Annotated in this window: 25 protein-coding genes; 17 read left to right on the top strand and 8 right to left on the bottom strand. The window is 54.6% G+C overall.

Annotation, left to right across the window (positions count from 1 at the left end):
* The 13 genes from tnpC to H9S92_RS07645 form a co-directional block, all read left to right on the top strand.
* Positions 1–1,477, top strand: a 1,477-nt coding sequence (gene tnpC / locus H9S92_RS07700; RefSeq protein WP_222936018.1) for an IS66 family transposase, incomplete at its 5' end; no start/stop codon positions are given.
* Positions 1,478–1,549: 72 nt separating this feature from the next.
* Positions 1,550–2,212 carry a LuxR C-terminal-related transcriptional regulator gene (locus H9S92_RS07695; RefSeq protein ID WP_187466132.1) on the top strand — a complete coding sequence of 221 codons (663 nt, stop codon included), beginning with the start codon at positions 1,550–1,552 and terminating at the stop codon, positions 2,210–2,212.
* An 83-nt stretch (positions 2,213–2,295) separates the two neighbouring features.
* The gene (locus H9S92_RS07690; RefSeq protein WP_187466131.1) at positions 2,296–3,531 is read left to right on the top strand and encodes a hypothetical protein; all 1,236 of its coding nucleotides are present in this window, start codon (positions 2,296–2,298) and stop codon (positions 3,529–3,531) included.
* 82 nt (positions 3,532–3,613) lie between these two features.
* A complete protein-coding gene (locus tag H9S92_RS22490; RefSeq protein ID WP_264757913.1) occupies positions 3,614–3,736 on the top strand; it encodes a hypothetical protein in 123 nt (40 codons plus the stop codon).
* A gap of 67 nt (positions 3,737–3,803) precedes the next feature.
* Positions 3,804–4,823: a TOMM precursor leader peptide-binding protein gene (locus H9S92_RS07685; RefSeq protein WP_187466130.1), complete on the top strand. Its 1,020-nt coding sequence runs from the start codon at positions 3,804–3,806 to the stop codon at positions 4,821–4,823.
* Positions 4,824–4,835: 12 nt separating this feature from the next.
* On the top strand, positions 4,836–6,137 hold the full coding sequence (locus tag H9S92_RS07680) for a YcaO-like family protein (RefSeq protein WP_187466129.1): 1,302 nt from the start codon (positions 4,836–4,838) through the stop codon (positions 6,135–6,137).
* A 14-nt stretch (positions 6,138–6,151) separates the two neighbouring features.
* On the top strand, positions 6,152–7,024 hold the full coding sequence (locus tag H9S92_RS07675) for a SagB/ThcOx family dehydrogenase (protein WP_187466128.1): 873 nt from the start codon (positions 6,152–6,154) through the stop codon (positions 7,022–7,024).
* On the top strand, positions 7,008–7,907 hold the full coding sequence (locus H9S92_RS07670; protein ID WP_187466127.1) for an ABC transporter ATP-binding protein: 900 nt from the start codon (positions 7,008–7,010) through the stop codon (positions 7,905–7,907). Before H9S92_RS07675 ends, H9S92_RS07670 begins: the two co-directional genes overlap by 17 nt.
* A gap of 2 nt (positions 7,908–7,909) precedes the next feature.
* Positions 7,910–8,629 carry an ABC transporter permease gene (locus tag H9S92_RS07665; RefSeq protein WP_187466126.1) on the top strand — a complete coding sequence of 240 codons (720 nt, stop codon included), beginning with the start codon at positions 7,910–7,912 and terminating at the stop codon, positions 8,627–8,629.
* A gap of 11 nt (positions 8,630–8,640) precedes the next feature.
* Positions 8,641–9,225 carry a zinc metalloprotease gene (locus H9S92_RS07660; protein ID WP_187466125.1) on the top strand — a complete coding sequence of 195 codons (585 nt, stop codon included), beginning with the start codon at positions 8,641–8,643 and terminating at the stop codon, positions 9,223–9,225.
* 25 nt (positions 9,226–9,250) lie between these two features.
* Positions 9,251–9,973 (top strand): hypothetical protein, encoded by a 723-nt coding sequence (locus H9S92_RS07655; RefSeq protein ID WP_187466124.1) that lies wholly within the window; start codon positions 9,251–9,253, stop codon positions 9,971–9,973.
* A gap of 68 nt (positions 9,974–10,041) precedes the next feature.
* Positions 10,042–12,177 (top strand): TonB-dependent receptor, encoded by a 2,136-nt coding sequence (locus H9S92_RS07650; RefSeq protein ID WP_187466123.1) that lies wholly within the window; start codon positions 10,042–10,044, stop codon positions 12,175–12,177.
* Position 12,178: 1 nt separating this feature from the next.
* The gene (locus tag H9S92_RS07645; protein ID WP_187466122.1) at positions 12,179–13,264 is read left to right on the top strand and encodes a BamA/TamA family outer membrane protein; all 1,086 of its coding nucleotides are present in this window, start codon (positions 12,179–12,181) and stop codon (positions 13,262–13,264) included.
* Between the two features lie 170 nt (positions 13,265–13,434).
* Here H9S92_RS07645 and H9S92_RS22640 read toward each other — a convergent pair whose 3' ends face one another.
* Both H9S92_RS22640 and H9S92_RS07635 read right to left on the bottom strand, forming a co-directional pair.
* Positions 13,435–14,388, bottom strand: coding sequence for a T9SS type A sorting domain-containing protein (locus tag H9S92_RS22640; RefSeq protein WP_187466121.1), 954 nt, complete (start codon positions 14,386–14,388; stop codon positions 13,435–13,437).
* Between the two features lie 11 nt (positions 14,389–14,399).
* Positions 14,400–15,947: a T9SS type A sorting domain-containing protein gene (locus H9S92_RS07635; protein WP_187466120.1), complete on the bottom strand. Its 1,548-nt coding sequence runs from the start codon at positions 15,945–15,947 to the stop codon at positions 14,400–14,402.
* A 512-nt stretch (positions 15,948–16,459) separates the two neighbouring features.
* Between H9S92_RS07635 and H9S92_RS07630 the strand changes: the two genes are divergently transcribed.
* From H9S92_RS07630 to H9S92_RS07615, 4 genes are all read left to right on the top strand, one after another.
* The gene (locus tag H9S92_RS07630; RefSeq protein ID WP_187466119.1) at positions 16,460–17,221 is read left to right on the top strand and encodes a ThuA domain-containing protein; all 762 of its coding nucleotides are present in this window, start codon (positions 16,460–16,462) and stop codon (positions 17,219–17,221) included.
* A gap of 214 nt (positions 17,222–17,435) precedes the next feature.
* Complete coding sequence (locus H9S92_RS07625; RefSeq protein ID WP_187466118.1) at positions 17,436–17,576, top strand: hypothetical protein; 141 nt, start codon at positions 17,436–17,438, stop codon at positions 17,574–17,576.
* Positions 17,573–19,306, top strand: a complete 1,734-nt coding sequence (locus tag H9S92_RS07620; protein WP_187466117.1) for a sodium:solute symporter — start codon at positions 17,573–17,575, stop codon at positions 19,304–19,306. The genes H9S92_RS07625 and H9S92_RS07620 overlap by 4 nt, the downstream gene beginning before the upstream one ends.
* A 49-nt stretch (positions 19,307–19,355) precedes the next feature.
* Positions 19,356–20,561, top strand: a complete 1,206-nt coding sequence (locus tag H9S92_RS07615; RefSeq protein ID WP_187466116.1) for an RsmB/NOP family class I SAM-dependent RNA methyltransferase — start codon at positions 19,356–19,358, stop codon at positions 20,559–20,561.
* Positions 20,562–20,566: 5 nt separating this feature from the next.
* Here the strand turns inward: H9S92_RS07615 and H9S92_RS07610 are convergent, their stop codons facing one another.
* The 6 genes from H9S92_RS07610 to H9S92_RS07585 form a co-directional block, all read right to left on the bottom strand.
* Entirely contained in the window at positions 20,567–21,946 is a 1,380-nt protein-coding gene (locus tag H9S92_RS07610; RefSeq protein ID WP_187466115.1) for an adenylate/guanylate cyclase domain-containing protein, read from the bottom strand.
* 103 nt (positions 21,947–22,049) lie between these two features.
* Positions 22,050–22,445 (bottom strand): hypothetical protein, encoded by a 396-nt coding sequence (locus H9S92_RS07605; protein ID WP_187466114.1) that lies wholly within the window; start codon positions 22,443–22,445, stop codon positions 22,050–22,052.
* 63 nt (positions 22,446–22,508) lie between these two features.
* On the bottom strand, positions 22,509–23,057 hold the full coding sequence (locus tag H9S92_RS07600) for an RNA polymerase sigma factor (RefSeq protein ID WP_187466113.1): 549 nt from the start codon (positions 23,055–23,057) through the stop codon (positions 22,509–22,511).
* 53 nt (positions 23,058–23,110) lie between these two features.
* On the bottom strand, positions 23,111–23,869 hold the full coding sequence (lipB, locus tag H9S92_RS07595; protein ID WP_187466112.1) for a lipoyl(octanoyl) transferase LipB: 759 nt from the start codon (positions 23,867–23,869) through the stop codon (positions 23,111–23,113).
* 160 nt (positions 23,870–24,029) lie between these two features.
* Positions 24,030–24,632: an MCP four helix bundle domain-containing protein gene (locus tag H9S92_RS07590; protein ID WP_187466111.1), complete on the bottom strand. Its 603-nt coding sequence runs from the start codon at positions 24,630–24,632 to the stop codon at positions 24,030–24,032.
* 279 nt (positions 24,633–24,911) lie between these two features.
* Positions 24,912–25,895, bottom strand: coding sequence for an NAD(P)H-quinone oxidoreductase (locus tag H9S92_RS07585; RefSeq protein ID WP_187466110.1), 984 nt, complete (start codon positions 25,893–25,895; stop codon positions 24,912–24,914).
* Between the last annotated feature and the right edge of the window lie 14 nt (positions 25,896–25,909).

Here is a 25,909-nt window from a genome sequence, read left to right as displayed (position 1 = left end):
ATTAGTAGTACTTTTCGGCATGACTTTCGCAAAACTTAAGGCTGAAGTTGATAATCTCCGCCCGGCGCTTAGTGCTGAGGGCTTGATGCTTGTGGACTTATTCATGCCATTCTGCGAAGCTCAGCAAGCGACGATAAAGAAGCTTGAAGATAAGTTAGCGGTTACTAGTGGCAATAGTTCCAAGCCGCCAAGCAAGGATGACTTCAAGCCTACTAAGGCAAGGTCTCTACGGGAAAAGTCGGGCAAAAATCCCGGCGGTCAATCGGGGCACAAAGGAAGCAAGAGCCGCCTGATCGACAATCCCGACGAGATTATCCCCTACACGATCACCGCGTGCCCGGGCTGCGGATCTAACTTATCAGGAGTATCTCCGGATGGTTTTATTCGCAAGCAGGTGGAAGATATTCCACCGCTAAAAACGATTGTTACCGAGCACAGGATTGAAATCAAGACCTGCCCATGCTGTGCCATCCAATGGCAGGCAGCTGGTTGCCCGGAAGATATCAAGCACGAATTCCAGTACGGCCCCAGAGTCAAAGCGATCAGTGTCTATCTATCAGCTTTTCAATTCATACCTGCTTTTCGGACCAAGCAGTTACTGAAGGTTTTTGGCGTAAACTTGAGTACCGGAACGCTGGACAACTTTCGCAAGAGTGCTGCACGCCAATTACCGGAGTTTCTGGAGACGTTACGCTTTTCCATAATAGCATCCCTGTGCGGCTTTTTTGACGAGACGGGTATGAAGGTCAAAGGTATCGGACACTGGGTACATGTGGCGGCAACGGAATTGTTCAGTTTGTTCATGATTCATCCCAAGAGAGGACGTGAAGCACATGATGAGATGGATGTGCTCACTTGGTTTGAAGGAATCCTGCACCGGGATGACTATCACTCTTATCATGCCTATCCCCAAGCCACTCACTCCTTATGTGTTGCCCATCTGCTACGTGACCTTATCTATGCTATTGATCGGGATAAACAGGGAGAATGGGCCGATCCCTTCATCAAACTTTTGCTCCAAGTAAAGCGACAAAAAGTCGAATCCTCCACCAGTGTCGTTGATCGCCGATGGCAGGGCCGCCACCGAAAAAAATACCGCGAGCTCCTTGCGATCGGGCTGAAGCAAAATCCTCCGGCCGTTAAAGAGGACGGGAGTACGCGCGGGCGAACAGCTCAAACCAAAACGGTGAACCTACTGCTGCGACTAAGAGACAATGAAGACGAAGTGTTACGTTTTATGACGCATGCATTGGCTCAGTTTGATAATAATCAGGCGGAAAGGGATCTGCGCATGAATAAGGTCCGTCAAAAAGTATCTGGAGGCTTCCGTTCGCTGGTCGCCGCCCAGGAATTTATGGACATTCGCTCCTTTGTTGCTACTGCAATAAAGCGGCAGGCGGACCCGGTAGAAGAACTCGTTAACCTCTTCACTCCGGGAAATTGTGACTATATGAGGCTGGCTCGACACCCTGAATAGTTACGATTTGCTTATCTTTACCCAGGCTAGCTGGTTCACCAAACTCTACCGCCGTCCGCAAAACCATGCTCCATGCCCCTGCCGAAAGCTACTCCCATTAGCATTCTAATCGCGAAGCAGAACCAGTTGCTGAGTGATTGCCTTAAGGAACTGTTCGTCTTGAATGGCTATACGGTGGTGGGACAAACGCGCTGGGGCGCGCGGGTCGCTTCGCTGGTTAGCCTTCACCAGCCTAATATTTGCATTTTGGGGGCGGATTTTCAGGACATGCCGGTAGCAGAAATTTGCGCTCAGGTACGCGAAGCAGCTCCACTGACTCGGATCGTCATTTACGCCCACCGCTTTGGAGACCAGTACGTAGGCACACATCAGTACCAATATGGAGATGGGTTTATCATCTCAGACTGTACCTTCGAAGAGTTGCTGGTTTGCATGGAAACGGTAGCAGCTGGGGAACCCTACACCACCCCCAAGGTGCATGAGTTACTCAATAAGTCGTTTCACAACCTGACGCTGGACACACCGCCGGATTTAAAATTATCCGACCGGGAAAAGGAAATCTTGTCGTTGGTGGCCGACGCGCTAACCATGCCAGAAATCAGCCATCAACTGAACATCAGCGTAGCTACAGTAAACAATCATTGCTATAACATCCGTAAGAAGTTAGACTTGAGTGGTCGCAATGCCCTGCACCAGTATGCGTTTACGGTGAAAAATAGTAGAATTCTCTCATAATTTTTGAGAAAATCCCCCTATTGACTCAGGGGGTCGTTACGAAGTATTTTTGCGGTATACAGAATATCTGCAAAGCCAAAGCGATGGACCTTCGCATTATATATTGTACAGATTTCTCGCACAATGATCAGTGCAAAACAGGATCATTCTTCCGGGGAATCCCCGAAGAGGTGGCACAGGTATTTGAATTATCGCTAGCCCACTTCTCGAGTAACTTTGGTGAGATTACGGTATCCGCAGGAGATCAGACTTCCCCTTGCGTTGCTTCCGGAGATTTGGTGTTTCTCTTTGCGGATGTAACTGGAGCTAGATTGGCTGCTGGACTGTGCGCTTCAATTCGTCAACAAGGGGCCACGGTAATTCTTGGGGGGCCCTTTTTTTCACGCCAAGGCGGGGAGGAGGATAACGGTGCAAATGCGCTGCTCATTGGTAGCCCGTCCGTGCTCTGGGAAGAAGTAGCTGGCAGCTACTTGGCAGGTATGACGCTGCGCAAGCAGTACCTTGCCCCGGCCGAACGTTCGCCATTTGTTGTGAAGACCTATTCTGCGGCTACGGCTGCGACGCGGGTGTTTCGGAATCATTACGGAAAATTTTTCACCGTCCAACTTACTCTGGACAGCAGGTGCTATCAAAGCACAGCCAGTAACAAAGCTGGGAATATTAGCTGTCGAGACCCCGAGGATGTTGAACGACTCCTAGCGGCGATTCCGGCAGACATTCCACTACTTTTCCGTGGAGTTGACGCCTATTTGCAAAAATGGGGAGAAGAGGTGTTTTTTCAGCTCGCCGAAAAGACCGGACACCCCTGGGTTGCTGAAGGCAATGCGGAGATTTGCCTGCGGGCAGATCTCCCCCGACGCTTGGCCAAGCGTGGGTGTCATTTACTATTACTTGATATACACAGCATAGACGCAGCGGAACTTCACGGGCGCTTCGGAGGCAGCATAAACCTTGGAGGTATTGAGGACTTCTTACGGCAATGTGCAATGTTTGATCTGCGGGTTTTCGTTCGGGGGAGTTTCGGTTTTGAGCGAGAAACGCCAGCCGTCTTCCAACGCGCTTTTGCTTGGATGAAACAAGGTGGCTTCGAGCGTTGGATGCCGCAGTTATGGGTGCCTTTGCCTTACACCGTGGAGCATTCAACCTTAAGTTCCCAGGGCAGGCTCAGGAAGCTGCCCCCGGAGGAGTACGACGGGTATCACCTTGTCTACCAACCGGCAATGGGAACCGCTGAAGAATGGGAGCGCAGCTTGTACGATTTCCACCGGAAGGTTAATCGTTATGCATTCCGAAAAGTAATTATTGAACAAAACGTCTAGCGTAAGCCTGGCTCTGCCAATTGTCGCTAAACGGTTTTATATTCACACTTATTCCATCATTTTTCACTAAACCATTCGTATCATGAAGATTACCAAACTTCAGGGTGCTGGCGGCGCGCTCCGGCGCGTAGTTGCTGGCGCTTGCAACTGTAACACCTGTTCCTGCTGCAACTTCAAGATCGGCAAAAAGAAGAATGTAGCGTAATACGGTAGAAAATGGTTCCCGGTCTGCCTCGATTGATCGGGAACCTTTTCACCACAAAAAACAAATCATGGTACTAAATGAAATTATGGACATCTTTCCTGATGAAAAAATTGACGGATACCAGGTAAGGAATAAGGAAACTGGAATAGAAATAAAGTTCGAAGGAAAAACGGAAAAGGAAATATTTGAGCTAATTGTACAAATGCTGCAGAAAAAACCTACCCCGGGGGGTACGGAAGTACTGATTGAGCAGTTAAGCGTCCAGTTCCCCCGCGAGAAAGTAATATCCATTGTACAGGATTTGCGCGACAATGGCATTATTACGGATTATACATTGCGTGAATTGCTCAAGCGAAAGAGCGCGCCTCAGTACCTTTTTTGGAGTAGGGTAGAATTTGCTCAATTGGGGGAAAGCGCAATAGCACTACAAAATAAGTGGGCAAGTACCAGCCTGGGAATTATTGGTGATGGTCACCTGGTAGAATTGATCGAACAGAAAGCCCGCTTAAGTGGGCTGGTCCGCATAGAGCAACTGGCAAGACCAGCGCAGGCTTTGGAGGAAACGAAGCTGGGAAAGCTGCTAGAGCAAGACCTCCTCATCTGTGCTTATGATGACTGGCACCCTTACCAGCTCGACCAGATCAACCGCCGAGCCTTAGCCAATAATAGGCCTTGGTTACTCATCCGGGGGATGGACGGGTTGAGTGCCTCCGTTGGTCCCCTCTTTATGGGTAAGGACACGGGCTGCTACCACTGCCTGAGTAGTCGCCGTAAAAGCCACCTGGAGCACGTCAATCAATTTGAGCATTATGAGGCTTATTTGACGGAACAACGCATTGCTGCCAAAAGCCAAGGGGCTCCCATGCCTGCTTACGACGTGATCGCTTCTTTGGCCATACTAGAGCTGATGAAATTCCGTCTTGACTTCGCGGTTCCCGTTACTTATGGCAACATGGTCACCTTCGATCTTTACGACATGGAGACTGCTATCCACCCGTTTCTTAAAGCACCAGTTTGCCCAGTGTGTAAGCCTGAATTGGAACACGCCTCGGCTCCCTGGTTAGAACCCCTCATCATTTACAATTAAATCTCCTTTGCCATGGTCGATACCCGTAAAAGTGGATTGCGTAATGGCCTTAAGCTCATTTCACCCGAGCTGGGAGTGCTACAACACATTTTTCGCTTGCCGCGCATGGATTATGACCCCAAGTTGGTGAGTTTCGGCGTATGGCCGGGAGACTCGACCAAAGTAGGGGGATTTAAGTTCAGTGGCCGAAGCAGTGGCTGTGCGCCGAATTGGGACAATGCCATCTTAACTACCGTGGGCGAAGTAGTTGAACGCTACTGCCCGGCCTTCTACAACCGTGAAAGCCTAGTTTTTGGGAGCTATGAGCAACTCAAAGAGCGCGGTGCATTTTCTCCCCGCGAAATTGCGCTATACCACGAGAAACAGTACGAAAAATTTGATTTCCCCATTATTCCTTTTACTGAAAAAAGTGAAGTAAACTGGGTAGAATGCTGGGATATTGGCTGCGGGAGGAAAGTACTTTATCCAGGAAGCCTGATCTACATCCCTTGGGTAGAGGAAGAAGAATGGGTGGCGGTGACGTCATCTACCGGGATGGCTGGCCACGTCAACGAGCACGCCGCGATTCTTAATGGGTTGTACGAAAACATTGAGCGCGATTCTTTCACCATTACCTGGATGCAGTGGTTGGACGTACCTAAAATCCTTATTGACCGGGAAATTCGTGCTTACTTAGATGAAAAATTCCCTAGCAACTTCGAGTTCCATTTCCTTGACGTCAATCTAGACCTGGGCGTACCGGCGGTGTTTGGCTTCTGTTTTGGAGAATCGGATTTTGGGAAATTCGTTGCCGTTGGTTCAGCGGCTCGCAGTACCTATGCCGATGCGCTTAAGAAAGTGGCCAATGAAATCGGGCAGGCCATTTCCTATTTTCGCTACTTGTTAGGGGAAATGCCCGATTGGGTGCCGGATGACAACTTCGACGATATAATGAATTTTGAAGAACATTCGATTTTCTACCAAAAGCGCCCGGACCTTTGGCACGTTTTTGATCGTTGGCGGTTTAAGGATGCGGAAAAAAAAATAAATTTCTATGAGAAACGCACCAACACGGATCGGGAAGAAATACGCCGAATCACCAAGTTATTGGACGACAAAGGCTACAGTGTGCTTTGCAAGGACCTTAGCACTCCAGATGTACGACAAGCTGGATTTTGCAGCCTTAGGGTGATTGTACCACAGCTAATTGAAATGGCAGGCTCTTACGCTCACTATTTCTCCGGTGGCCGTCGGCTCTACGAAGTTCCTGAAAAGCTAGGATACTTGGTGCGTGACTTCGACCAGCTAAATCCGTATCCCCATCCCTTCCCTTAACAATGGACTCACTGATGGATATTCATACCCTTCAACACAAAAAACGTTACGGTAAATTTGATACTGGGCCCTATGGCTTAGAAAAATACGCGGACTCTCAGGCGTTGATCTACCACGAAAACAGCAAGTTAGACCGTTTTCTGGCGAGGCGCTACGGGATCGGTTTAGCGCGATTCGATACTGATTATTTCCGTCAACGGTCTCAACGGCCCTACAAGGTATATCCAGGGGCAAAGAGAGTATCCTTGACCGAATACCAGTTACTTGGGCCTCCGTCGCAAGCGGACTACTTCACCCTGCTGGGTAACCGTCGTAGCGAGCGGATCTATACCCCTTACGACCTTTCCCTTCGTGAGCTATTTGTGTTGTGCCACTATACTTACGGTATATCGCGCTACGAACAGCTCGGGGAAGAAGAAAAGGTAGGCTTTCGGTATGCCCCGTCGGGAGGCGGCCTTTACCCCTTGGAACTCTACGTAGCTCTGTTGGCCGGAGATGTGGAGCTTGGATTGTACCACTATCGCCCCGACGTGGAAGCGCTGGAACGCTTAAAGAGCGGCGATTTCCGGAGCGAGGTTGCCCGTATCGTTCCTGGAGCGCCTTTTGTTGATATGGACAACTGTAGTGCCGTGTTTCTGGTGACCAGCGTCGCAGAGCGCGCCATGCTAAAATATGGCGACCGGGGCTATCGCTGGATACTGATGGAAACTGGAGCGATTGCGCAGAATACTGGCCTGAGTGCCCTTGCTTTAGGGCTAGGGTCCTGCTTGGTAGGCGGTTTTTTGGATGACGAAGTCAACCGCTTTCTAGGAATAAATGGGGTTTCAGAAACCGTTCAAAAATGCATTGTAATTGGTAAACCTGCGGACGATGACCAAGACAATTGACCTAACCACCAAACGGGTGAACAGTAAACTGGCCCTGAATTTAGTAGGGGTTGGCTTCCGGCGTAATGACCGCTGGATTTTGCGGGATGTTTCCTTTTCGGTAGCACCCGGTGAACGGGTAGCCTTGCTCGGCCCAAATGGTGCGGGCAAGTCTACGCTAACCGACCTCATCACTGGGATGATTCGCCCAATGGAAGGGGAGGTATCGGTTTTCGGGGATGCTTTCGCCGCTCACAAAGGCCGCATCGGGGTGGTTTTTGAGTACACTCCGCTTTTCGATTACCTTACGCCTCAAGAAGTGAGCCGCTACCACGCGCTAATGCACGGCCTGAGTTTTGCGCAATTACAGCCTATTATAGATAAGTTAGGGATGGAGCCCTTGATGCGCAAACAGAGCTATGTTCTTTCGAACGGCGAACGGCGTAAAGTTGGGCTACTACTGGCTTTGATGCATAGCCCAGAGTTCCTCATTCTCGATGAGGCTACGGCTAATCTAGACCCTTTCATTCGCGACCAATGCTGGGATTTGTTTCAGCGGCCTGGCCGTACCATACTTTTTAGCACCCACCACTGGGAAGAGGCGGAACGCTTTGCGGACCGCATCGTTTTCATCCACCAGGGCAAGGTATACCCTGCGGATACGCCAAGCGGCTTTCTTTCAACCCGTTATTTGGTAGCGGATAAAAAAGTGGTGCTTGATCGCTCCGCGCTTCACCTGCCCGCAGTGGTCCAATCCCCTCACTTTTTCGAAGACGACAAAGTCTACGTTTTCCCAGCGGATCTGAATGCGTTTTTAGATGCTGTGAAATTGGCTACTCCGCGCTTATCCATTTTCCCCAAAGACCTTAAAGACGTTTTCCTTTATCTCACGCAAAATAAGTAATCATGCGAGCAATACGCGTAATCGGTTGGTCTTCCTATTTACAAACCCTCTCCTTTTTGAGGGTCAAGGAAGCCCTTTTCTTTTCGCTAGCCTTTCCTATTTTCTTATTTTTACTCTTCGGATACATCTGGGGGGGGCTTGACGACCTTGAATACGTCGAATACTTATTTACTGGCATCCTCGGCATGACCATCGCCAACGACGCCTTGTACGGTTTTGGGCCCATTGTGAAGAACTTGCGAACCAACAATTTACTCAAAGTGATCAAGTGTACGCCAATACCGGTAATGTATCACTTCACAGGGCTTTTCCTGAGTCGGGTGAGCCTCATGCTTTTTACCTATGTACTATTGTTGTTGACGGCCGGGCTTACATTCAGTTACTTACCGACTAGCGAACAAGTGTTCCTTCATTTGGCGGGAGTAGCGCTGGGCTCAGTAACGTTTGCGTTGCTCAGTCTGCTACTGACGCTGCCTGGTCGCAAAGGCGATGAGAACGGCTTCCTAAATTTCCTGTTCTTCTTCATGCTTTTTACGTGTGGAGCCTTTTTCCAGATCAGCGAAACATCATTCCTTTACTCCATCGCGAGCGTACTGCCCCTTACTCACTTAGTCGCTTTCTTACGGGGTGAGACTGGAGTGCTCCTCCCGTTGATTGCGTGGATGGTTGTTTCTTTCATCTCATTTGCTTTGTTATTCCGGCGCACGCAGGTGTACCGTTAAATCAGTAGCTTATGGAATTCATCGTGATCCTTGCTATAATAACGCTTTTCACCCTCTGGCACGAGTTGGGTCACATCGCCGTGGCACGATTGCGAGGGTTGACCATTGAAAAATTTGGCTTCAGTTGGCGGCCGTATCCTCATCCCTACGTAGCCGTTAGCGATGTACCTTCGCAACGAGACGGTCTATTATTTTTAGGGGCTGGTTCTGCTTTCACGCTGTTGCTCACGATTGTTTTGTCGCTCACGGGAATCTGGCGTTTTGAGGTCGTTTACTGGGCCATCTGTATCCAGTGGCTGATCGAGACAAACCCTTTTTATTCCGATCTGACTTTGGCGGCCAATAGCCTTTTGCCAGAGCAACGACTACGCGCCTACTTGGCGGAGCACCAACCCGACCATGTGGATCAGTATGGCATGGATGGACTACTGGCTTATTACCGATCCACCATCGACGCAACCGTAGGCCGGTACCTCAACTTATACGCCTTCAGTGCCCCTTGGTATTTGCACTTTGTGCTTTGGATCGGTTTATTCGCCCTGCTTTTTGGGCCCCATTCACCCTTGGCAACGGGTGTACTAATTTCACTATTTTAACTAACCCTTTCTAAATTTTTCGACCATGAAAAATGCAAAATTTCTTTGGCTCTTCATTGCAGCCATCCTGTTTGGCACCCTACCCGCAACCGCCCAGAGCGGTGGCAAACTGCTCCCGGTGTACCTAGCCGGAGACCTGGAGGGTGCGAAAGCCATCGTTGACAACTGGTTAGTGACTGACGAGGAAGCGGACCATTTTGCCCGCTTACAGGCCTACTATGTATTGCTCAATAACACCATGGCCAGCGAAGACGGAGCGACCTTCAACCAATACGTTGGCCCAGCGCAAAAACTGGCCGAGGACCTCGCTGCCTCGGAAGGAACCAAAGCGGCAGAATCCCAGGCCATCCTGGCGGGCATCTACGGACTGAAAATGGCTTACTCCCCAATGAAAGGCATGATCCTGGGGCCTAAGTCCCAAAAACTTTACCGCAAAGCACTCAAGACAGCGCCGACATCTCCTTTGGTGTTAACCTTTTACGGGATTGCCCAGTACAACACCCCCGAAAACTGGGGCGGTAGCGTTGCGATAGCGGAAGAGAGCCTGCGCCAAGCCATCGAAATCATGGGGTGTGAGGCAATGGATCAATGGCTATACCCCCACGCCCGTGCTTGGTTGGGTATTGTCTTGGAAGACCAAGAACGACCCGTTGAGGCCCGGGATGTTTACCAAGGAATCTTAACGGACTACCCGGCCTTCGCTTGGGTAAAAAACGTGTTGCGACCCGAATTGGAAAATAAGCGTTAACCAATACCTTTGAAGCTTAGCCGATGTTTAAGCTACCTTCATCCCCTTGGCCCTACCCATTATTTTTATTGGCTTGGCTCTTCTGTGCCGTTGCCCAGGGGCAGGGCGAGGGGTGGCGGGGCAGTGTTGTAGACCTGGCTAACGGGGAGCCCCTGCCGGGAGCTACCCTTAGTTGGGTAGCCGGAGAACACCTGCTGGGGGGCACGACTACGGACGCAGCCGGGGAATTTTATCTTGCGCCTCCCTCGCCGGATTTCGCTGAGAAGTGCCAGCTGGAAGTCAGCTTTATCGGTTACCGCTTACTCGTCTTGCCTCACCCTGAACTTCCCTCCAAAGAGAAAGAACTTCAGCTGCGGCTACAGGATGCTTCCAATGAGTTGGCCCAAGTGGAAATAAGTGCTGAGCAAGTCTTGGCCGCTGGTTTTCGGGTGGAGAAGCTAGACCCGCTGGAGATCTACACCAATCCCATTGCAAAGGCCGACCCCTTACTTGCGGTTACGGCTAGCCCTTCGGCCACCAACACGGATGAATCGGCGGCGGTGAGTTTAAGGGGCAGTTCCCCCAATGCCTCCTCCGTTTTTTTTGAGGGCGTCCCCCTGTACGGGGCGGTGCGGTTTGCCCAGCTGGAGGGTATTGGCACTTTCAGCATCTTTAATACCGCCACATTAGAAGATGTGCAAGTCTTCCCTTCCAATCCCCCCCTGGAATTTGGCAACGTAGCCGCTGGCTTGATCAGCCTCCAAGGCAGCGAACAACTCCCTGAGCAGCTCTACGGAGGAGCCACGCTTTCTCTGGCTGGCCTAGGACTGAACCTGGCCGGAGCAACGGGCCAGCGGGGGCGTTTTTTAGTCTTCGGCAGTTACCAGCCGTCCGATTTACTCACCCAGGCGAACCCTGCGGCCTTAGCGCAGTTGCCCTCCTTCCGAGCCGTAGACGGCGGCGTATACTGGCATTGGCGGCCTGACTCCGTCAGTAATTTAAAACTTCTGCACTACCAATTGGATGAAAGCTACCGCTTCCTGACCGAGCACCCCAGCAACGCCGACCTCCGCTTCGACCAATCCCGGTACCGCCATTCTACGGTTTTGAGTTACCGCCGCCGCACGGGAAAGAATGCCTATTTTTCTACCGCTTTGGGCTGGACGAGGGACCGGGCAACTTTCGGCGGCGGTAACCTCAACATTGCCTCCCAGGGAGAAGACCTGTATTTCAGCCTGGCCTACCGCACCCTGTTGGGCCCCTGGACTTGGCAAACGGGCCTCACGGCCGATCACCGCCGCCTAGTAGCCCAAGGAACGGTTCCTGCTTACGATTACGCCCTCCGACCCACCGACCCTGTGACGGAGTTTACGGGTACGGAAATCCTGCCCTTGTACGAAGCCTATTCTTTCGCCAATCGTGAGTTAGGGCCACACTGGCGACTCGGACTCGGGGTACGGGGGCAATTGCCCATTGGCCCCGCCCCCCGGTTTTTGGGCGGACAGGTGTACGGGGAGTGGACGCCCACCAACCGGCAGCGGGTTTTATTTTCAGCGGGCAATTACCGGCGGCTCAACCCCGCTGGCCTGGTGGCCCCAGGAGAAGCCCAAATACTGAGTCAGCAGCTCGCCATTGATTACGAATATCGCCGCAAACGCTGGGTATACCAAGCGGGGCTTTACCACAAGCAGGAGCAATTGAAGGACCGGGCAAGAACCGTTTGGGGTGCGGAATCAGGCATTGACTTTCGCATCCCCCCCAAGTTAACCCTCTCCCTAGCGGGCACCCTGCTCCGCGTCAGCGGTGAACAACAGGAAGTCCGTAATTTCGATGCCTTTGACGTGCCCTTTTTCCTCCGCAGTACGGCCCAATACCAGGCACCCGGCGGCTGGACTTTTGGGCTGAGCAGCATCTGGCGGGCAGGGACGCTCTACTCCCCTTTACAAGCCGTGCGTTTTAACGAAGCCCTCGAACTCTATGCGCCCATTTTTGGACCAGCCGAAATGCCCCGCCGCCTGCCCAATTATTTTCTGCTGAACGCAAATGTTTCAAAGCTCATCCCCCTCGGCGAATCTTGGTCAGTACTTGCTTTCGCCAACCTCAACAACGCCTTTGACTACGAAAACCCCAGTGGGGTGGCCTACAATTTCGATTATACGGCATCGCGCTTTGAACTTTTTTCCCGCCGCTTACTTTTTTTGGGGGTAATGGTAAACTGGCTTTAAAATGAACAAGCTGCTGCTGGCCTTTACACTGCTTTGCGCACTTGCTTGGGGAAAGACCCAGGCACAACAAAGAGATTTCCCTACCGCTGCACGCTGGTCTTTTGCACCGGTTATCGGCTACGCCCCGGAAACAAAATGGCAATTTGGCATCAATGCTACCCTACTCTATCAGGGAAGCCGTGCCGATTCCATTGCACGTCGTTCGAATGCCAACGCAGTAGCCATTCTAACCACTAACCAGCAATACTTCTTCCATACAGATCACCGCACCTTCTTGCGGGGGGAAAAATGGTTTCTTCCCGGAGAAATTGACCTTTACAAGTTTCCTCAATTCTACTATGGCATAGGGGCGGAAATGCCCCGTTCAAATGAGGAAAGCATCGGCTTATCCTACTTCCAGGCCCAGCAACAAGCACTTTTCCGCATCCGCCCATCCGTTTTTGTAGGCGGTGGCCTGCGCTATTTCAACACTTTCAACCTCTCTTGGCCTGAAGGTGGGGTGCTGGCCAGCGAAAATCCAGCAGGGTTGGAGGGTAGTTCAGGGTTAGGCCCCATGGCATCCTTTCTCCTCGATAACCGGGATGATATCCTGACCCCTACCCGCAACTGCTTCCTGAATGTGACTTGGGAGGGCTACCGCAAAAACTGGGCAGGAACCCACAACTTCTCGCGCCTCACCTCCGACCTTCGTGCCTACTTTCCACTCGATCAAAAAGGCAAAAAAGTACTGGCGTTCCAGCTATTACAAACGATGACGGCAGGAGAAGTTCCCTTTACTGAATTAGCGCTGTTGGGCGGAGAAAACACCATGCGAGGTATTTACCGCGGGCGCTTTAGAGACCGACACCTGCTGGCTGGGCAGGCAGAATACCGCTTCGGGCTATTGCCTTGGCTAGGGGCAACTACCTTCGTTGGCTTGGGCAACGTAAGCAACCAGTGGCTTAACTTCAGCGCCCCCTGGCGTATGGCCGGGGGAGTTGGACTCCGTTTTGCCGTCATCCCCGGAGAAAATGTGGCATTACGCATGGACATTGCCTTCGCCGAAGGAGGCCGCAATTTCTACTTTGGTTTTGCCGAAGCGTTTTAGCGCTGACCTAATTTTTCAGCCCTGATTTTTTGGTTTTTCCTACACAATCAATTACGCCCAGAGGGACCACGAGCATTAGTTGTATTAAAGTTTACCAACCGCCTAACAATCAGCAAGCAAAAATGTAGCGCCCATTGTCCTTACCTATGCTGCACTAGTAACCACCCACCTCAACCAGCAGTCTTCAAAAACTGCTTCACCACACTCCCGCCCGGGAGGGTAAGGCGCAACACGTACCAACCTGCGGGGAGGTCAGCGGTGGGAAAAGCGATGCGGTGCGGGCCAGCGCCCAGGCCGGAGATCTTTCGTTCGCCGACCTTACGGCCGTGCAGATCGTAGCAGGTAAGGTAAGCTTGCTGGTGACTTCGTTTGAGTTCTAATTCCAGGAAAACTTCGTTCTGGGCGGGATTGGGGAATAGGCGGACGCTTTCGGCCAACACCAAGTTGCTGGTGGAGGTAAGGACCAAATCGCAGTCACTGAATTCGCCGACGCAGTAGTCGATTAGCCGGTAACTATACATATTCGTCCTGAAGTAACTGCCGCCTGAAAGCGGCCCGTACTCTTCCGAGCCAACACCTTGGTAAAAATCGTACCCATAGGTAGAAAGGTAAGGCCGCTCAGCTCCAAAAATATTGATGGATCCTTTTTCCGTCACCGTTATCCTAAAAGGGTCGAAATCAAAAAAATAATAGCCCCGCACAGTATCACCTACCTCCAAATTATAATCTTGCAATAGGGTATCGGGGGATAGTGCTCTGCTCTCCGAATAAAAGCGGTGGACCCTGCCGTATACCCGCTGGTTGGTGGTATCGTCGCGCAGCAGCCCGATCAGTTCTCGCTCGGGGAGTACCTGGTAAGGCGGAGCCAACCGAGGCCCCATGGCCGTATCAACGTAAACAATCCTATGCTGGTAAAGCTTCTTGTAATGCCTCCCATCCACGATAGAATCCCCAGCGATAACCTGTGCAAAGACGGTAAACCCATCTGCATAATTGGGCGTATTCGAGTTCAACAGCACCCAGTTGGCCCCTTCAACGGCGGTAGGGATGTACTGCGCCCCTACGGAAAGGCTGCTGCCCAAGAGCAAGAAAAAGAAGCTGACACGGAGAAGAATTGCTGACACGGATGCTTATTTTAGGGGGTTTTGACGAATTTTTTACTGCCCAGGCGGCGGCCGTTTTTTAGCAGATTGAGGAAGTAAAGGCCGGGGGGCAATGCGCGGACATCAATCTGTTCCCGTTCGCTGCTGCGTTTACTTTGCAGGATGATGCGGCCCGCCGGGCTCATCACCTCGTAGGCATACTCACCTGCGGGCAGGCCAGTGAGGCTTATTTCCAGATTGAGCCAATCCCGGGTCGGGTTGGGCCATAGTTTAAAGTCATTTTCACCATTCGCTGGATCCGTTTCCTGCACGGCTACTGGTTGCTGGAGATGGATGGTATCGGAAGTGCACCCTGGGTCCAGGCAACCATTGGCGTCGAGTTTGACGATCCAGGCTTCGAGGCTGTTCCGGCCTTCGGGGCGGAGTTCAATGATGTATCCGGCCCCGGCTATACTGCCATCGGTGAATTCAGTGACGTCAAAAAGCTCTGTCTTCACGTTGTCTTCCTCCGCCGTCCGGTGATCCTGGATGTAGCGCTCCCAGATGAGTTCTGCTTTAGAAGACATCCGGAACATCCAGCCGCACCAGCCGATGTCCGTCCAGGCCACCCCACAGCCCAAGAGATCCCCATTGCTGGTGGCGCGCAGGGTGTTCAGCGTACGGAGGTTACCGTGAAAAGTGAAGCTATCCCGTTTATTCCCCAGCGTATCGAGCATATAGATCACCGGGGGAGACTCTTGAACATCCCAATCGTTGGTATCCCTCGTCCAGGCAAAAGCGATCGTGCTGTCGTTGGCAACCGCCACTTGGGGCCAAACGACCTGGTTGCCAGCTGTTCGTCCGTAGTTTTTTTGCCAAACCAATTGGCCAGTAGGGTCGATTTTTGAGAGCCATGCTTGGTGTGGATAGCAGTTTGAGGCTCCTTTACAGCCTAATGAAGGTATATAAAACTGATCATTGATATCCTTGGCCATTCGTTCACTAGCTACTCGGCTAAAGTCATCGAAATAGTTTATTCTTCTAAATTCACTTCCGTTCAATTCTAACCAGCGTATAGTAGAGGGAAAAGACTTGGGTTCAACTTTTGGACGCTGACTAGAAAGGACTAGCTTGTCTTCAGACAAAAGGAAAAGATCTCCCACATAATATGGCTGCTCATCTGAGAAGCGCAGCACCCTTTCCGTTCCAGTTTCCAATTCTGCGAAAATTATCGTGTTATTAGAAAAATGAACTTCATTTACATGGTTAGCAGCGAGGATAATTGTGTCACGGTGTAAGATCATCGACTCTTTAAAAGAAATTCCTACCCTACCTTCAGGGAAATCCCAATTTCGAGCATAAACAACCACGCCATCCTCATCCAAGCGCACCAACCCACCTCTATCTGAATGCTCTTGATCCACGAGAAAAGTTGAGTTGAAAAACGCCATTCCGTCAGGAACCTGAATAATTTTCCTTGCGGCATCACCATACTGCACATCAAAGGCATACTTGTTTATAAAGGTGTTTTGAGCGAAGAGGGTAACACCAAAAAACACCCAGCTGCATACTACTAAAATATTAGGAACATTGCCTCTCATCGTACAACTATTTTCTGAACAACAATTCCACTTAAAGTAAAAAATTCAATTAAGTACAGTCCTGGCCTTACATTCAATTCAAAAGTATTTACATCAGCCCCATAAAGAATCAATTCTCGGATTGTTTCTCCTTGGATATTTCGCAAAATGGCATAAGAAAAGGGTTTATCTTGATGAGTACAAATACGGAAATTTTCACTTTCCCGATTGCCAAAATCAATGGTGAGGATAAAAGTGAAAGCCGCTTATTCAAAGATAGTTTGTAAATCCATACCACGCAACACCCAGCCCTAAAATAACCAAAAACAATACACCATCAGCGGGCAGCTAGCAACAGGCCAGTTGGCAAACGGAAGCAGAGGGGCGCTAGGAAAATTATCGCCAGCCCTCAACTGCTTTTCGTACGTGCGCTGCTGCCTCCCCCCACTCCCCTTGAGAATTTTCACCCCGCCCGGACCTTGAATTCGGCGAAGGGGCTTACCTTAGGCCCCATCCACAAGTCTAAACGATCCATGCAAAAGCTTCTCCTTACCTTCCTTTGCACCTGCGTCAGCGCCCTGGTGTTCCACCTGAACGCCCAGCAATTTAAGGCCCTCATGGTGGTGCAGACCGCCGGCTGGCAACACGAAAGCACTTTTGATGCCATCCCCGCCCTGCAAAAACTGGCGAAACTCCATGATTTCACCCTCGATGTGAAACAGCGGGCCATGCCCCTTACCGACCAGCAACTGGCCCGCTACGACGTTCTGCTGATGGTCAATACCACCGGCGACGTGTTCACCGACGCCGAGCAAGGTGCCGTAGAACGTTTCATCCAATCCGGCAAAGGCTGGGTGGGCGTGCACGCCGCCTCCGACACGGAGTACGACTGGAAATGGTACACCGATATGGTGGGCCACATGTTTCATATCCACCCCGTGGTGCAAACCGCCATGCTCGAAGTGCAGGAGCCCGACTTCCCCGGCCTGACGGCCTGGCCCAAGCGCATGCTCTGGACCGACGAATACTACGAATATAAGGACGGCAGCAAAAAACCGGGCTTCAACTACGTGCTCACCGTAGACGAAAGCACCTACGACATTACCGCCAACTGGGGCGGCGACCGCATTGCCAAGGGCCACGGTGATTTCCACCCCATTGCCTGGTACCACAACTACGACGGCGGCCGCGCCTTCTACACCAACCTGGGCCACGTCCCCGCCGTTTTCGGGGAGCCCGCCTTCCTGCAACACCTCTACGGCGGCATCTGGTGGGCGGCTAAGGGCAAGAAGTAATTGGCTTTCCCTGCTGCGCAGGTCTTTTTGAACCACTAAGGGCACTAAGGGCACTGAGTTTCACTAAGTATTTGAAACAGCGCTTTTTGAACCACGCAGTCACCATCCTTAGTGCCCCTTAGTTTACTTACATCCTTAGTGGTTCAAAAAGGCCGCGCAGCGGAACCAGAATGGTTCAAAAACCCGCGCAGCGGAATTTAACTACCTTGGCACCATGTCCGAACAAAACGAAGCCGACTCTAACGACGAGACCCCGCCGATCTTAGGCGCGTGGCGCAACATTTACCTGTTTGTGCTCGTCCTCCACGTCTTGCTCATCCTATTCTTTTACTTGTTCAGCAACGCCTACGCATGAGTTGGATTGATTGGTTGGTGATGACGGGCACCCTGGCCTTCATCGTCATTTACGGCGTCATCAAAACGCGCTCGGTGGACAATGTGAAGAGCTACTTGCAGGGCGACCGCGACCTGAAGTGGTGGACCATTGGCCTTTCCGTCATGGCCACCCAGGCCAGCGCCATTACTTTTTTGAGCACGCCGGGCCAGGCCTACAACAGTGGCATGGGCTTCGCGCAGTTTTACTTTGGCTTGCCCATTGCGATGGTCATTCTCTGTGTGTTCGTGTTGCCCATCTACTACCGCCTCAAGGTGTACACCGCCTACGAATACCTCGAAGGACGCTTTGATTTGCGGGTGCGCACGCTCACGGCCCTGCTTTTCCTCATCCAACGGGGCCTGGCCGCAGGCATCACGATTTACGCGCCCGCCATCATCCTGTCGTCCATTCTCGGCTGGTCTTTGGGCTGGACGATCCTGATCATTGGCGTCGTCGTCATCTTTTACACCGTCATGGGGGGCACCAAGGCAGTATCCGTCACCCAAAAGCAGCAGATGATCGTGATTCTGGCGGGGATGTTCATCGCGGGCGTCGTGGTGGTCCAGCAACTGCCCGCCAACGTGGGTTTTGGCGACGCCATGGGGGTGGCCGGCAAGCTCGGCAAACTGGAAATCCTGGATTTCAACTTCGACCTCAACGATCGCTACAACATTTGGTCGGCCCTCTTCGGCGGCACCTTCCTGTTCCTCAGTTATTTTGGTACGGACCAGAGCCAGGTGCAGCGCTACCTCTCGGGCAAAAGCCTGGCGGAAAGCCGTCTGGGCCTGCTGTTCAACGGCATTTTCAAGGTGCCGATGCAGTTTTTGGTGCTCTTTGTGGGCGTCATGGTGTTCGTCTTTTTCCTGTTCCAGCCGCCACCGATTCACTTCAATACGGCCAATTTGGATAAGGTCCGGCAGAGCCCCTACGCAACGGAACTGACGGCCCTGGAAAATGAATACGCCACCGTCAACGCCACCGCCGGGGCCGCCTCAACCGCCCTGGTGGAGGCCCTGCGGACCGACGACGCGGCCAGCATCGCCGGTGCACGCACTAACCTGACTAACGCCTTGGCGGCGCGGGAGGGCCTGGCCAGCCAGGTCGATGCCCTCATCACCAACGTGGATGGCGAGGCGATCGTGGAAGACCGCGACTACGTTTTCATCACCTTCATCATCAATTACCTGCCCATTGGGCTGGTGGGTTTGCTGCTGGCGGTCATTTTTTCGGCCGCCATGTCGAGCACCAGTTCGGAGCTCAGTGCTCTGGCGACTACGAGTTTGGTCGACATCTACCGCCGCAGCCTCGTGCCCAACCGGGAGGATGCGCACTACTTCGCGGCCAGCAAGTGGCTCACCATGCTCTGGGGGGCCATTGCGCTGGGCTTTGCGGCGGTGGCCAACCTCTTTGACAACCTGATCCAGGCCGTCAACATCATCGGCTCCCTCTTTTACGGGGTCATTTTGGGCATCTTTGCGGTGGCCTTTTTCCTGAAGCGCGTGGGCAGTCAGGCGGTCTTGATTGCGGCCATCATCTCACAGGTTTTCGTGGCGGCCACCTTCATCGCCAGCGCCTACGGGGTCATCGACTTGGCCTACTTGTGGCTCAACCTGATCGGGTGCGGGCTCACGGTGTTGTTGGCGCTGGCTTTCAACGGGGGCAATCGGCGGGAGGAAGCGGCTTTGGGCGCGGACGCAGGTGCAGTTTAAGGGATGAGGAGCGAGGGGAGCAAGCCCCGCAAGCCGTACCTTCGCCCCCATGGACCGACTCTACCCCGCCCACTTCGAAGCCATCGCCGAGGCCCTGGGCAACATCTTCACCGCCGATGCCTACGCCGACCGGGAAATTGCCCGCGTGCTCAAGGCCGATAAGCGGCGGGGCAGCAAAGACCGGGCTTTCATTGCGGAGCAGACCTACGAAGTGGTCCGCAACTACCGCCTGCTGCGCCACCTGGCGGGCGGCGGCAAACCCAAAAAGCGGGAGGACTTCTGGCGGCTCATCGGCATCCAGCTGCACCTGCAAGGCCGGGAATTGCCCGCCTGGCGGGAGTTCGGCATCATCGATGCGGCCGACATCCAGGCCAAGCTCGCCGCCGCCCAACAAGACCGGGCCCTGCGCGAAAGCATCCCCGACTGGCTCGACGCCGTTGGCGAGGCCCAACTCGGCGCACAGTGGACCCCCACCCTGGCCGCCCTCAACGAACAAGCGCCCGTGGTCTTGCGCGCCAACCGCCTGAAGACTACGCCTGCCGAACTCAGCGTCGCCCTGGCCCGCGAAAACGTCGTTACCACCCCCATCGCGGCCGACGCCCTGCTCGTCACCGAACGGCAAAATCTCTTCACCACCAAAGCTTTTCAACAAGGCCTCTTTGAAGTCCAGGACTTCAGCAGCCAGCAGGCCGCCCCGAGCCTGGAGGTCAGTCCCGGCCAAACCGTGATCGACGCCTGCGCCGGCGCAGGGGGCAAAAGCCTCCACCTGGCCGCCCTGCTGGAGAACCGCGGACAACTGATCAGCCTCGACATCCACGGCTGGAAACTGGAAGAGCTGAAAAAACGGGCCCGCCGCAACGGCGTCTCCAACCTCGAAACCCGGGCCATCACCTCCTCCAAAGTCATCAAGCGCCTCGCGGGCCGGGCCGACCGGGTGCTGCTGGACGTCCCCTGCTCCGGCCTCGGCGTGCTGCGCCGCAACCCGGATGCCAAGTGGAAGTTGTCCCAAGACTTCATCGATCGCGTAGTGATTGAGCAGGCCGAGATCCTGAGCAGCTACAGCCGCATGGTGAAGCCCGGCGGCAAACTCGTCTACGCCACCTGCAGCATCCTCCCCCGCGAAAACGACGAGCAGGTAGCCGCCTTCCTCGGCTCTCCCGCTGGCGAGGGCTGGACGCTGGAACACCAGCACACCTTCTTACCCCAGGTGGAGGGGTACGATGGATTCTTTTTGGCGCGGTTGGTGAAGGGCTGAATGCCTCAAGGCGAAGTCACAAAATAACGCCGCATCGGCCCGATGTTTTTCGCCTCGAAGGTACCGGCCAGGACACAACTGTAGCCCGGGCCAAGCAGGGCTTTGGTACTGCTGGAAATGGCCACCCGCCCAATTTCTCCCGCCGCCTCCAGGCGCGCGGCCTGGTTGACGGTGTCTCCCCAGATGTCGTAACTGAACTTGTCTTTCCCTACCACGCCCGCCACTACCGGCCCGGTGTGGATGCCGATGCGGGCCGAGAAGTTGGGGTTGGTGGCCAAATACTGTTGCATGGCGAGGGCGGCGCGGACCATCCGTGGGGCGTGGTTTTCCGTCGGCCGGGGCAAGCCGCCCGCGCACATATAGGCGTCGCCGATGGTCTTGATCTTTTCCAGTTGGTGCTCGCGAACGATCTCGTCGAACGCGCGGAAGGCCTCGTCGAGCATCCCCACCAGGGCCTCGGGTTCCAGGTTGGCCGCCAAGGTGCTGAAACCCTGAAAATCGGCGAACAGGACGGTGACGGAGTCGTAGCGCCGGGCGGTGGCGGAGCCTTGCTGTTTTAGTTCCTCGGCCACCTCGGCGGGCAAGATGTTCAGGAGGAGTTCGTCGGAACGGTTGCGCTCCGCTTCGATGATGGCATTCTTGGCCTCCAGGTTGCTTTGGTAGCGCTGGTTGGCGCGGAAGCGGGCGTAAAGTCCACCAAGAACGACCAGGATGACCGCGCCGAGGCCCAGCAGGGTATTGCGGCGAAAGCGCTCCCTTTGCACTTCGGCGCGTTGGGCCGTGATGAGGTTTTCCTGTTGCAGCAGGAGCAGGCTGTCGTTGAGGTTGCGGAATTCCAGTTCGTCCAGTTCCCGTTGCTGTTGTTGGAGCTGGACGAGCTGGCGCACCTGGCTGTCCGTCAGGGCAGCAATTTCCTGGTTTTGGAGGGCGACGATGGCCCCCAGAGAGGCCGTTTCGATGGAGTCGGCGCTAACGGTGGGTGTGCGAGGGACGGACGTAGCCAGGCTGGCGTCTTCTACGGATTGGCTCCCGGTGAGTTCCTGGAGGCGCAGCAGGATAGAATCGAGGGGAGGGCCGACCTTTTCCTTTCGAAAAAGCTGGGCGGCCAGGCGAAGCTCCCGGATGCCCTCCACCCTTTCGCGGGCGGTGGCGGCGGGGTTTTCCGTAAGCGTTCGCCCCAGCAGGTAACGCCCCCTGGCGGTGACGATGGGCAGCATCGCCTGTTCCCCGCTTTCTACCAGGGCCTGGCTCTGGGCCCGCGCAATGCGGTAGTTGCCTTCTTGTAGCAAGGATTCAATGGCCTTGACCTGGCCGGTGTATCTTCCGGATTGCCCAAACAGCGGAACCGCAGAGAGGAAGACCGTAAGCAGCAATAAGTTACGCAAAACCATAGGAGCAGTCTCAGGGGCAAACAACCCGCCCCACCGCTCAAGGTAGCACATTTTCTACCGTATGGCTCCGGATTTTAACCCTACACCCATTCCCTCCCTAACTGTTGATGCGGTATTTGGCGGAGACGACGATGTCGCGGTATTCCAACGGCGTAGCGCTGGGGCTATCCACCTGCCCGTCGGGGAGTTCGTTGCGGTAATCTGCGGGATTAAAGGATTCCTCGGGGACATAGGGAGTGTTCAGTTCTTCGATGAACTGGGAACGCTGGGCGAGGGGGTTGTTCCGGTCGGTGGCAACGCTCGTCACGATGCTCGCTCCGGCCACCAACAGCAGCAGGGCGGCGACCATCCAGGGCCGGATGCCGAAGATCCGCAGGCCGCCACGCTGGTCGAGCCGATGCTCCAGGCGGTTCCAGGCCTGGGCGGAAGGCGTCCGGCGCAGGCCCGTGGCGCGGCGGCGGAACTCAGATTCAAAGGGATCGAAAGTAGCCATGGTGGGATGGTTTTAAAAGCAGTTCAGAAAGGGCAGAAACGAATAAGGTGGTGGGCAGTTTACTCAGCCATCGGCGGCGCGGTAACCGAGTTTTTCCAGCTGTTCGCGCAGTCGTTTTTTGGCGAGGATGAGCTGGGATTTGCTCGTGTTGATGCTGATGTCGAGCAGTTCGGCAATTTCGCGGTGCTTGTAGCCTTCCACGACGTAGAGGTTAAAGACCGTCCGGTAGCCCACCGGCATTTGGTCGAGCAGGCTCATGATGTCCGCCTCGGCCAGGCGCTGGACCGCTTCGGCGGGCACCGAGTAGCTGGCGGGGTTGACCTCGCTCAGCTCACTGGCCTGCCGCAGGGCGTGCTTCTTGCGGAGCAACATCAGGGCCTCGTTGACCACAATGCGGCGGATCCAGCCTTCAAAGCTCCCCATTTCGGTGAAGGTGTCAATCTTTTCAAAGACTTTGTAAAAGGCAGCCACAATCACGTCTTCCGCATCGGCATCCCGGGCGGTGTAGCGCCGGGCGACGGCCAGCATCAGGGGACTGTATCGATCGTAAACCTCCCGTTGGGCACGGCGGTCATTGGCTTTGCATCCAGTGATGAGGTCTTGCTCGTTCATGGGAAGGATTACGGCTCGCGGCGACGATGCGCTGCTCTTCAGATGCCAACAGCTCAGCAATTGGTGGGTTCGGCCCAGGAAAATCCAAAGACTTCCTGAAAATGCCGCTGCACCAGGGGTTTCACCTCCTCCAAAGCTATCCTCCGTCCCAGTTCCTGGCTGAGGCTGGTGACACTCCGGTCCGCTTCCGCAATCCCGCAGGGGACGATGTGGCCAAAATGGTTCAGGTCCGGGCAAACGTTGAAGGCAAAGCCGTGCAGCGTCACCCAGCGGCTGAGGTGGACGCCAATGGCACAGATTTTACGCCGCGCCAAACCCTTTTCAGTATCGCCCGGCAGCCACACGCCGGTGTAGCCAGCGTCGCGCTCGGCGGCCAGGCCGAAGTCAGCGCAGGTGCGGATGACGACCTCCTCCAGAAAACGGACGTAGCGGTGCACATCCGTAAAAAAATCTTCCAGATCAAAGATGGGATAGGCCACCAACTGCCCCGGGCCGTGGTAGGTGATGTCTCCCCCCCGGTTGATGCGGTGAAAGGTAAAACCACCCGCCGCCAATTCCTCCGCGCTGAGCAAGAGATGATCGGCCGAACCCGACTTCCCCAGCGTATACACCGGCGGATGCTCTACAAACAGCAGGTGGTGTCGGAGTGGCTCGGGAGCCGTGCCCTGCTGCACCAACTCCCGGTTCCGGCGCTTGCGGGCAATGCTTGCGGTGTGGAGATCGGTCTGTAAATCCCACGCCTCCTGGTAACCCAGTCGGCCAAGGTCGCGAAATGCTACGGGAGCGCGGGTGATGGTCGGTTCACTAGCCATAAGGTGGCAAACAACGCACGGCGGAGGGGGGTTGTGTGCCGAATGGGCAACTGGGCGCGGCCGCAGGTGCTCCCCCCCGCCCCCCCGAAGGGGGGAGAATGTTGGCCCCCCGCCCCCCAAAGGGGGAGGAGCAAAGGAAGACAATACACCCGGCAAGTTCCTATTCCGCCGGCTCCTTCCGCGGCGTGTAGATGATGATGACCTGCACGGCGATGGCCATAACGATAAGGGCCGCAATTTCCAGTTGCGTGAACAAATCGGCTGAACCGATGGCCCGGTTGCTTTCCGCTACTTCTAGTCGGCTTTGCTGCATCTGGATAACGGAAAGGTCGTCAAGGTGGGTGCGGATGGAGGCGACTTTTTCCGTCAGCGCGTCATTGAGCAGGGTACCGCTTCCGACGGCGGATTCCAGGCCTTCCAACTCCTGCAAGCCCTGGCGGAGGCGCTTGAAAACAACTTCCTCCTGCGGGGTCAACTTCGTCGTCGCAAATTGCTCGATGTTGGCGGCAATCTGCTCGTTGTTCGCGCTTACCGTGGCCACTATTTCGTTAGACGGGAGGGTGACGTAGGCCAATTCCTTTTGCCCGATTTGCACGGAAATACCGTAAATCAAATTCTGGGCCACCAGGCGGTCGGCGTAGATGGTTTGCACCGCGTCACGCACGATGGTAAAACTCTGGCGGTCAATTAAGTTGGTGGTCAGAATCAGAATGAACACCAGGGAAATACCCAGCACCCACTTTACTTTATTGAAAACATTCATTGTCGTGGTTTTATCGAAGAAAGAGATGATGGACCTGGGTCGTCAAATCGGAGAGCTTGCCTAATGGCTATACCTCCGGGCCAAGCGATTGCCCCGCGGCGGAGGATCCAGCAAATGGTCCGGCTAAATCTTCAGCGTCCGATCCCTAAAGAGGGTAACGCGCTAAAATACGCCCCAAACGGGACATTCAGAAGGAAAGCGGGACAAATATTCGTGGCGCGTCTTCCTTTGCTCCTTTACATTTTCCCCCTGCACCTGCGGCCGCGCCCAGGTGCCCTACTACTCCCCGATGCAGAGCACGATTTTGCCGATGTTGGCGTTGGAGGCCAGGTATTCGAGGGCGGGGGTGACCGACTCCCAGTCGTAGATTGTATCGATGACGGGCTGCAGCTGGCCGGTGGCGAAGGCGGGCCAGATGCGGGTGCGAAAATCGGCGGTGAGGGCTTCTTTGTAGGCGGGGCTGCGGCTGCGCAGGGTGGTGCCGGTAATTTGCAGGCGCTTGGCCAATACGGGGGCCAGGTCCACGGCCGCAGCGTTGCGTCCGCCCAGGAAACCGAGCAGCACCAGCCGTCCGTCGGTGGCCAGCGCGCGGAAGTTTTGGGCCAGGTAGGGCCCGCCCACGAAGTCGAGCACCACGTCCACTCCCCGCCCTTCGGTGGCTTCCAAGACGACGGCGGCGAAATCTTCGCTGCGGTAATCGATGCAGCGTTCTGCGCCCAGGTCGTAGAGCGGACCGTGCTTGCCCGCGCTGGCCGTCACCAGGGGTACCGCACCCGCCAGGCGGACGAGCTGGATGGCCGCCGTCCCCACCCCGCTGGCGCCAGCGTGGATGAGCACCGTCTCGCCCTCCCGCAGTTCCGCCAGCCAGTGCAGCGCCTGAAACGCCGTCAGAAACACCTCCGGAACGGCCGCCGCCTTGGTGAAGGAAAGCCGCTCCGGCAGGCGCAGCAACATCTTTTCCGGCACCGCAATGCGCTGGGCAAAACCGCCGCCATTGAGCAAAGCACAGACGTTGTCGCCTACCTCCACCTCCGTAACGCCCGGGCCTAAGGCAATCACCGTTCCGGCCATTTCCAGGCCCAGCAGCGGGTTGGCGTCGGGCGGAACGGGATATTTGCCTTCCGCCTGCAACAGGTCCGCCCGGTTGAGCGCCGTAGCGGTGATGTGGACCAGCACCTCCCCGGCACCGGCTTCGGGCTCGGGGGCGGAGCCGATCTCTAGCTGGCCCGTGGTGAGGTAGTGGGTGTGGTGGATGGCTTTCATGGGTGTAGGACGTT

The sequence above is a fragment of the Neolewinella lacunae genome (assembly GCF_014349155.1).
Lineage (GTDB): Bacteria > Bacteroidota > Bacteroidia > Chitinophagales > Saprospiraceae > Neolewinella > Neolewinella lacunae.
Note: the sequence above shows the minus strand (reverse complement) of the source record. Positions and strands in the feature narration are given on the sequence as shown.

Coding starts and splice junctions, on each gene's coding strand:
- H9S92_RS07670 (WP_187466127.1), top strand. CDS start 7,008: ATGACCAAGACAATTGACCTAACCACCAAACGGGTGAACAGTAAACTG.
- H9S92_RS07620 (WP_187466117.1), top strand. CDS start 17,573: ATGAGTTGGATTGATTGGTTGGTGATGACGGGCACCCTGGCCTTCATC.
- H9S92_RS07585 (WP_187466110.1), bottom strand. CDS start 25,895: ATGAAAGCCATCCACCACACCCACTACCTCACCACGGGCCAGCTAGAG.
- H9S92_RS07675 (WP_187466128.1), top strand. CDS start 6,152: ATGGATATTCATACCCTTCAACACAAAAAACGTTACGGTAAATTTGAT.
- H9S92_RS07690 (WP_187466131.1), top strand. CDS start 2,296: ATGGACCTTCGCATTATATATTGTACAGATTTCTCGCACAATGATCAG.
- H9S92_RS07655 (WP_187466124.1), top strand. CDS start 9,251: ATGAAAAATGCAAAATTTCTTTGGCTCTTCATTGCAGCCATCCTGTTT.
- H9S92_RS07625 (WP_187466118.1), top strand. CDS start 17,436: ATGTCCGAACAAAACGAAGCCGACTCTAACGACGAGACCCCGCCGATC.
- lipB (WP_187466112.1), bottom strand. CDS start 23,869: ATGGCTAGTGAACCGACCATCACCCGCGCTCCCGTAGCATTTCGCGAC.
- H9S92_RS07600 (WP_187466113.1), bottom strand. CDS start 23,057: ATGAACGAGCAAGACCTCATCACTGGATGCAAAGCCAATGACCGCCGT.
- H9S92_RS07630 (WP_187466119.1), top strand. CDS start 16,460: ATGCAAAAGCTTCTCCTTACCTTCCTTTGCACCTGCGTCAGCGCCCTG.
- H9S92_RS07605 (WP_187466114.1), bottom strand. CDS start 22,445: ATGGCTACTTTCGATCCCTTTGAATCTGAGTTCCGCCGCCGCGCCACG.
- H9S92_RS07685 (WP_187466130.1), top strand. CDS start 3,804: ATGGTACTAAATGAAATTATGGACATCTTTCCTGATGAAAAAATTGAC.
- H9S92_RS07590 (WP_187466111.1), bottom strand. CDS start 24,632: ATGAATGTTTTCAATAAAGTAAAGTGGGTGCTGGGTATTTCCCTGGTG.
- H9S92_RS07695 (WP_187466132.1), top strand. CDS start 1,550: ATGCCCCTGCCGAAAGCTACTCCCATTAGCATTCTAATCGCGAAGCAG.
- H9S92_RS07665 (WP_187466126.1), top strand. CDS start 7,910: ATGCGAGCAATACGCGTAATCGGTTGGTCTTCCTATTTACAAACCCTC.
- H9S92_RS07615 (WP_187466116.1), top strand. CDS start 19,356: ATGGACCGACTCTACCCCGCCCACTTCGAAGCCATCGCCGAGGCCCTG.
- H9S92_RS22490 (WP_264757913.1), top strand. CDS start 3,614: ATGAAGATTACCAAACTTCAGGGTGCTGGCGGCGCGCTCCGGCGCGTA.
- H9S92_RS07635 (WP_187466120.1), bottom strand. CDS start 15,947: ATGAGAGGCAATGTTCCTAATATTTTAGTAGTATGCAGCTGGGTGTTT.
- H9S92_RS07680 (WP_187466129.1), top strand. CDS start 4,836: ATGGTCGATACCCGTAAAAGTGGATTGCGTAATGGCCTTAAGCTCATT.
- H9S92_RS07660 (WP_187466125.1), top strand. CDS start 8,641: ATGGAATTCATCGTGATCCTTGCTATAATAACGCTTTTCACCCTCTGG.
- H9S92_RS07645 (WP_187466122.1), top strand. CDS start 12,179: ATGAACAAGCTGCTGCTGGCCTTTACACTGCTTTGCGCACTTGCTTGG.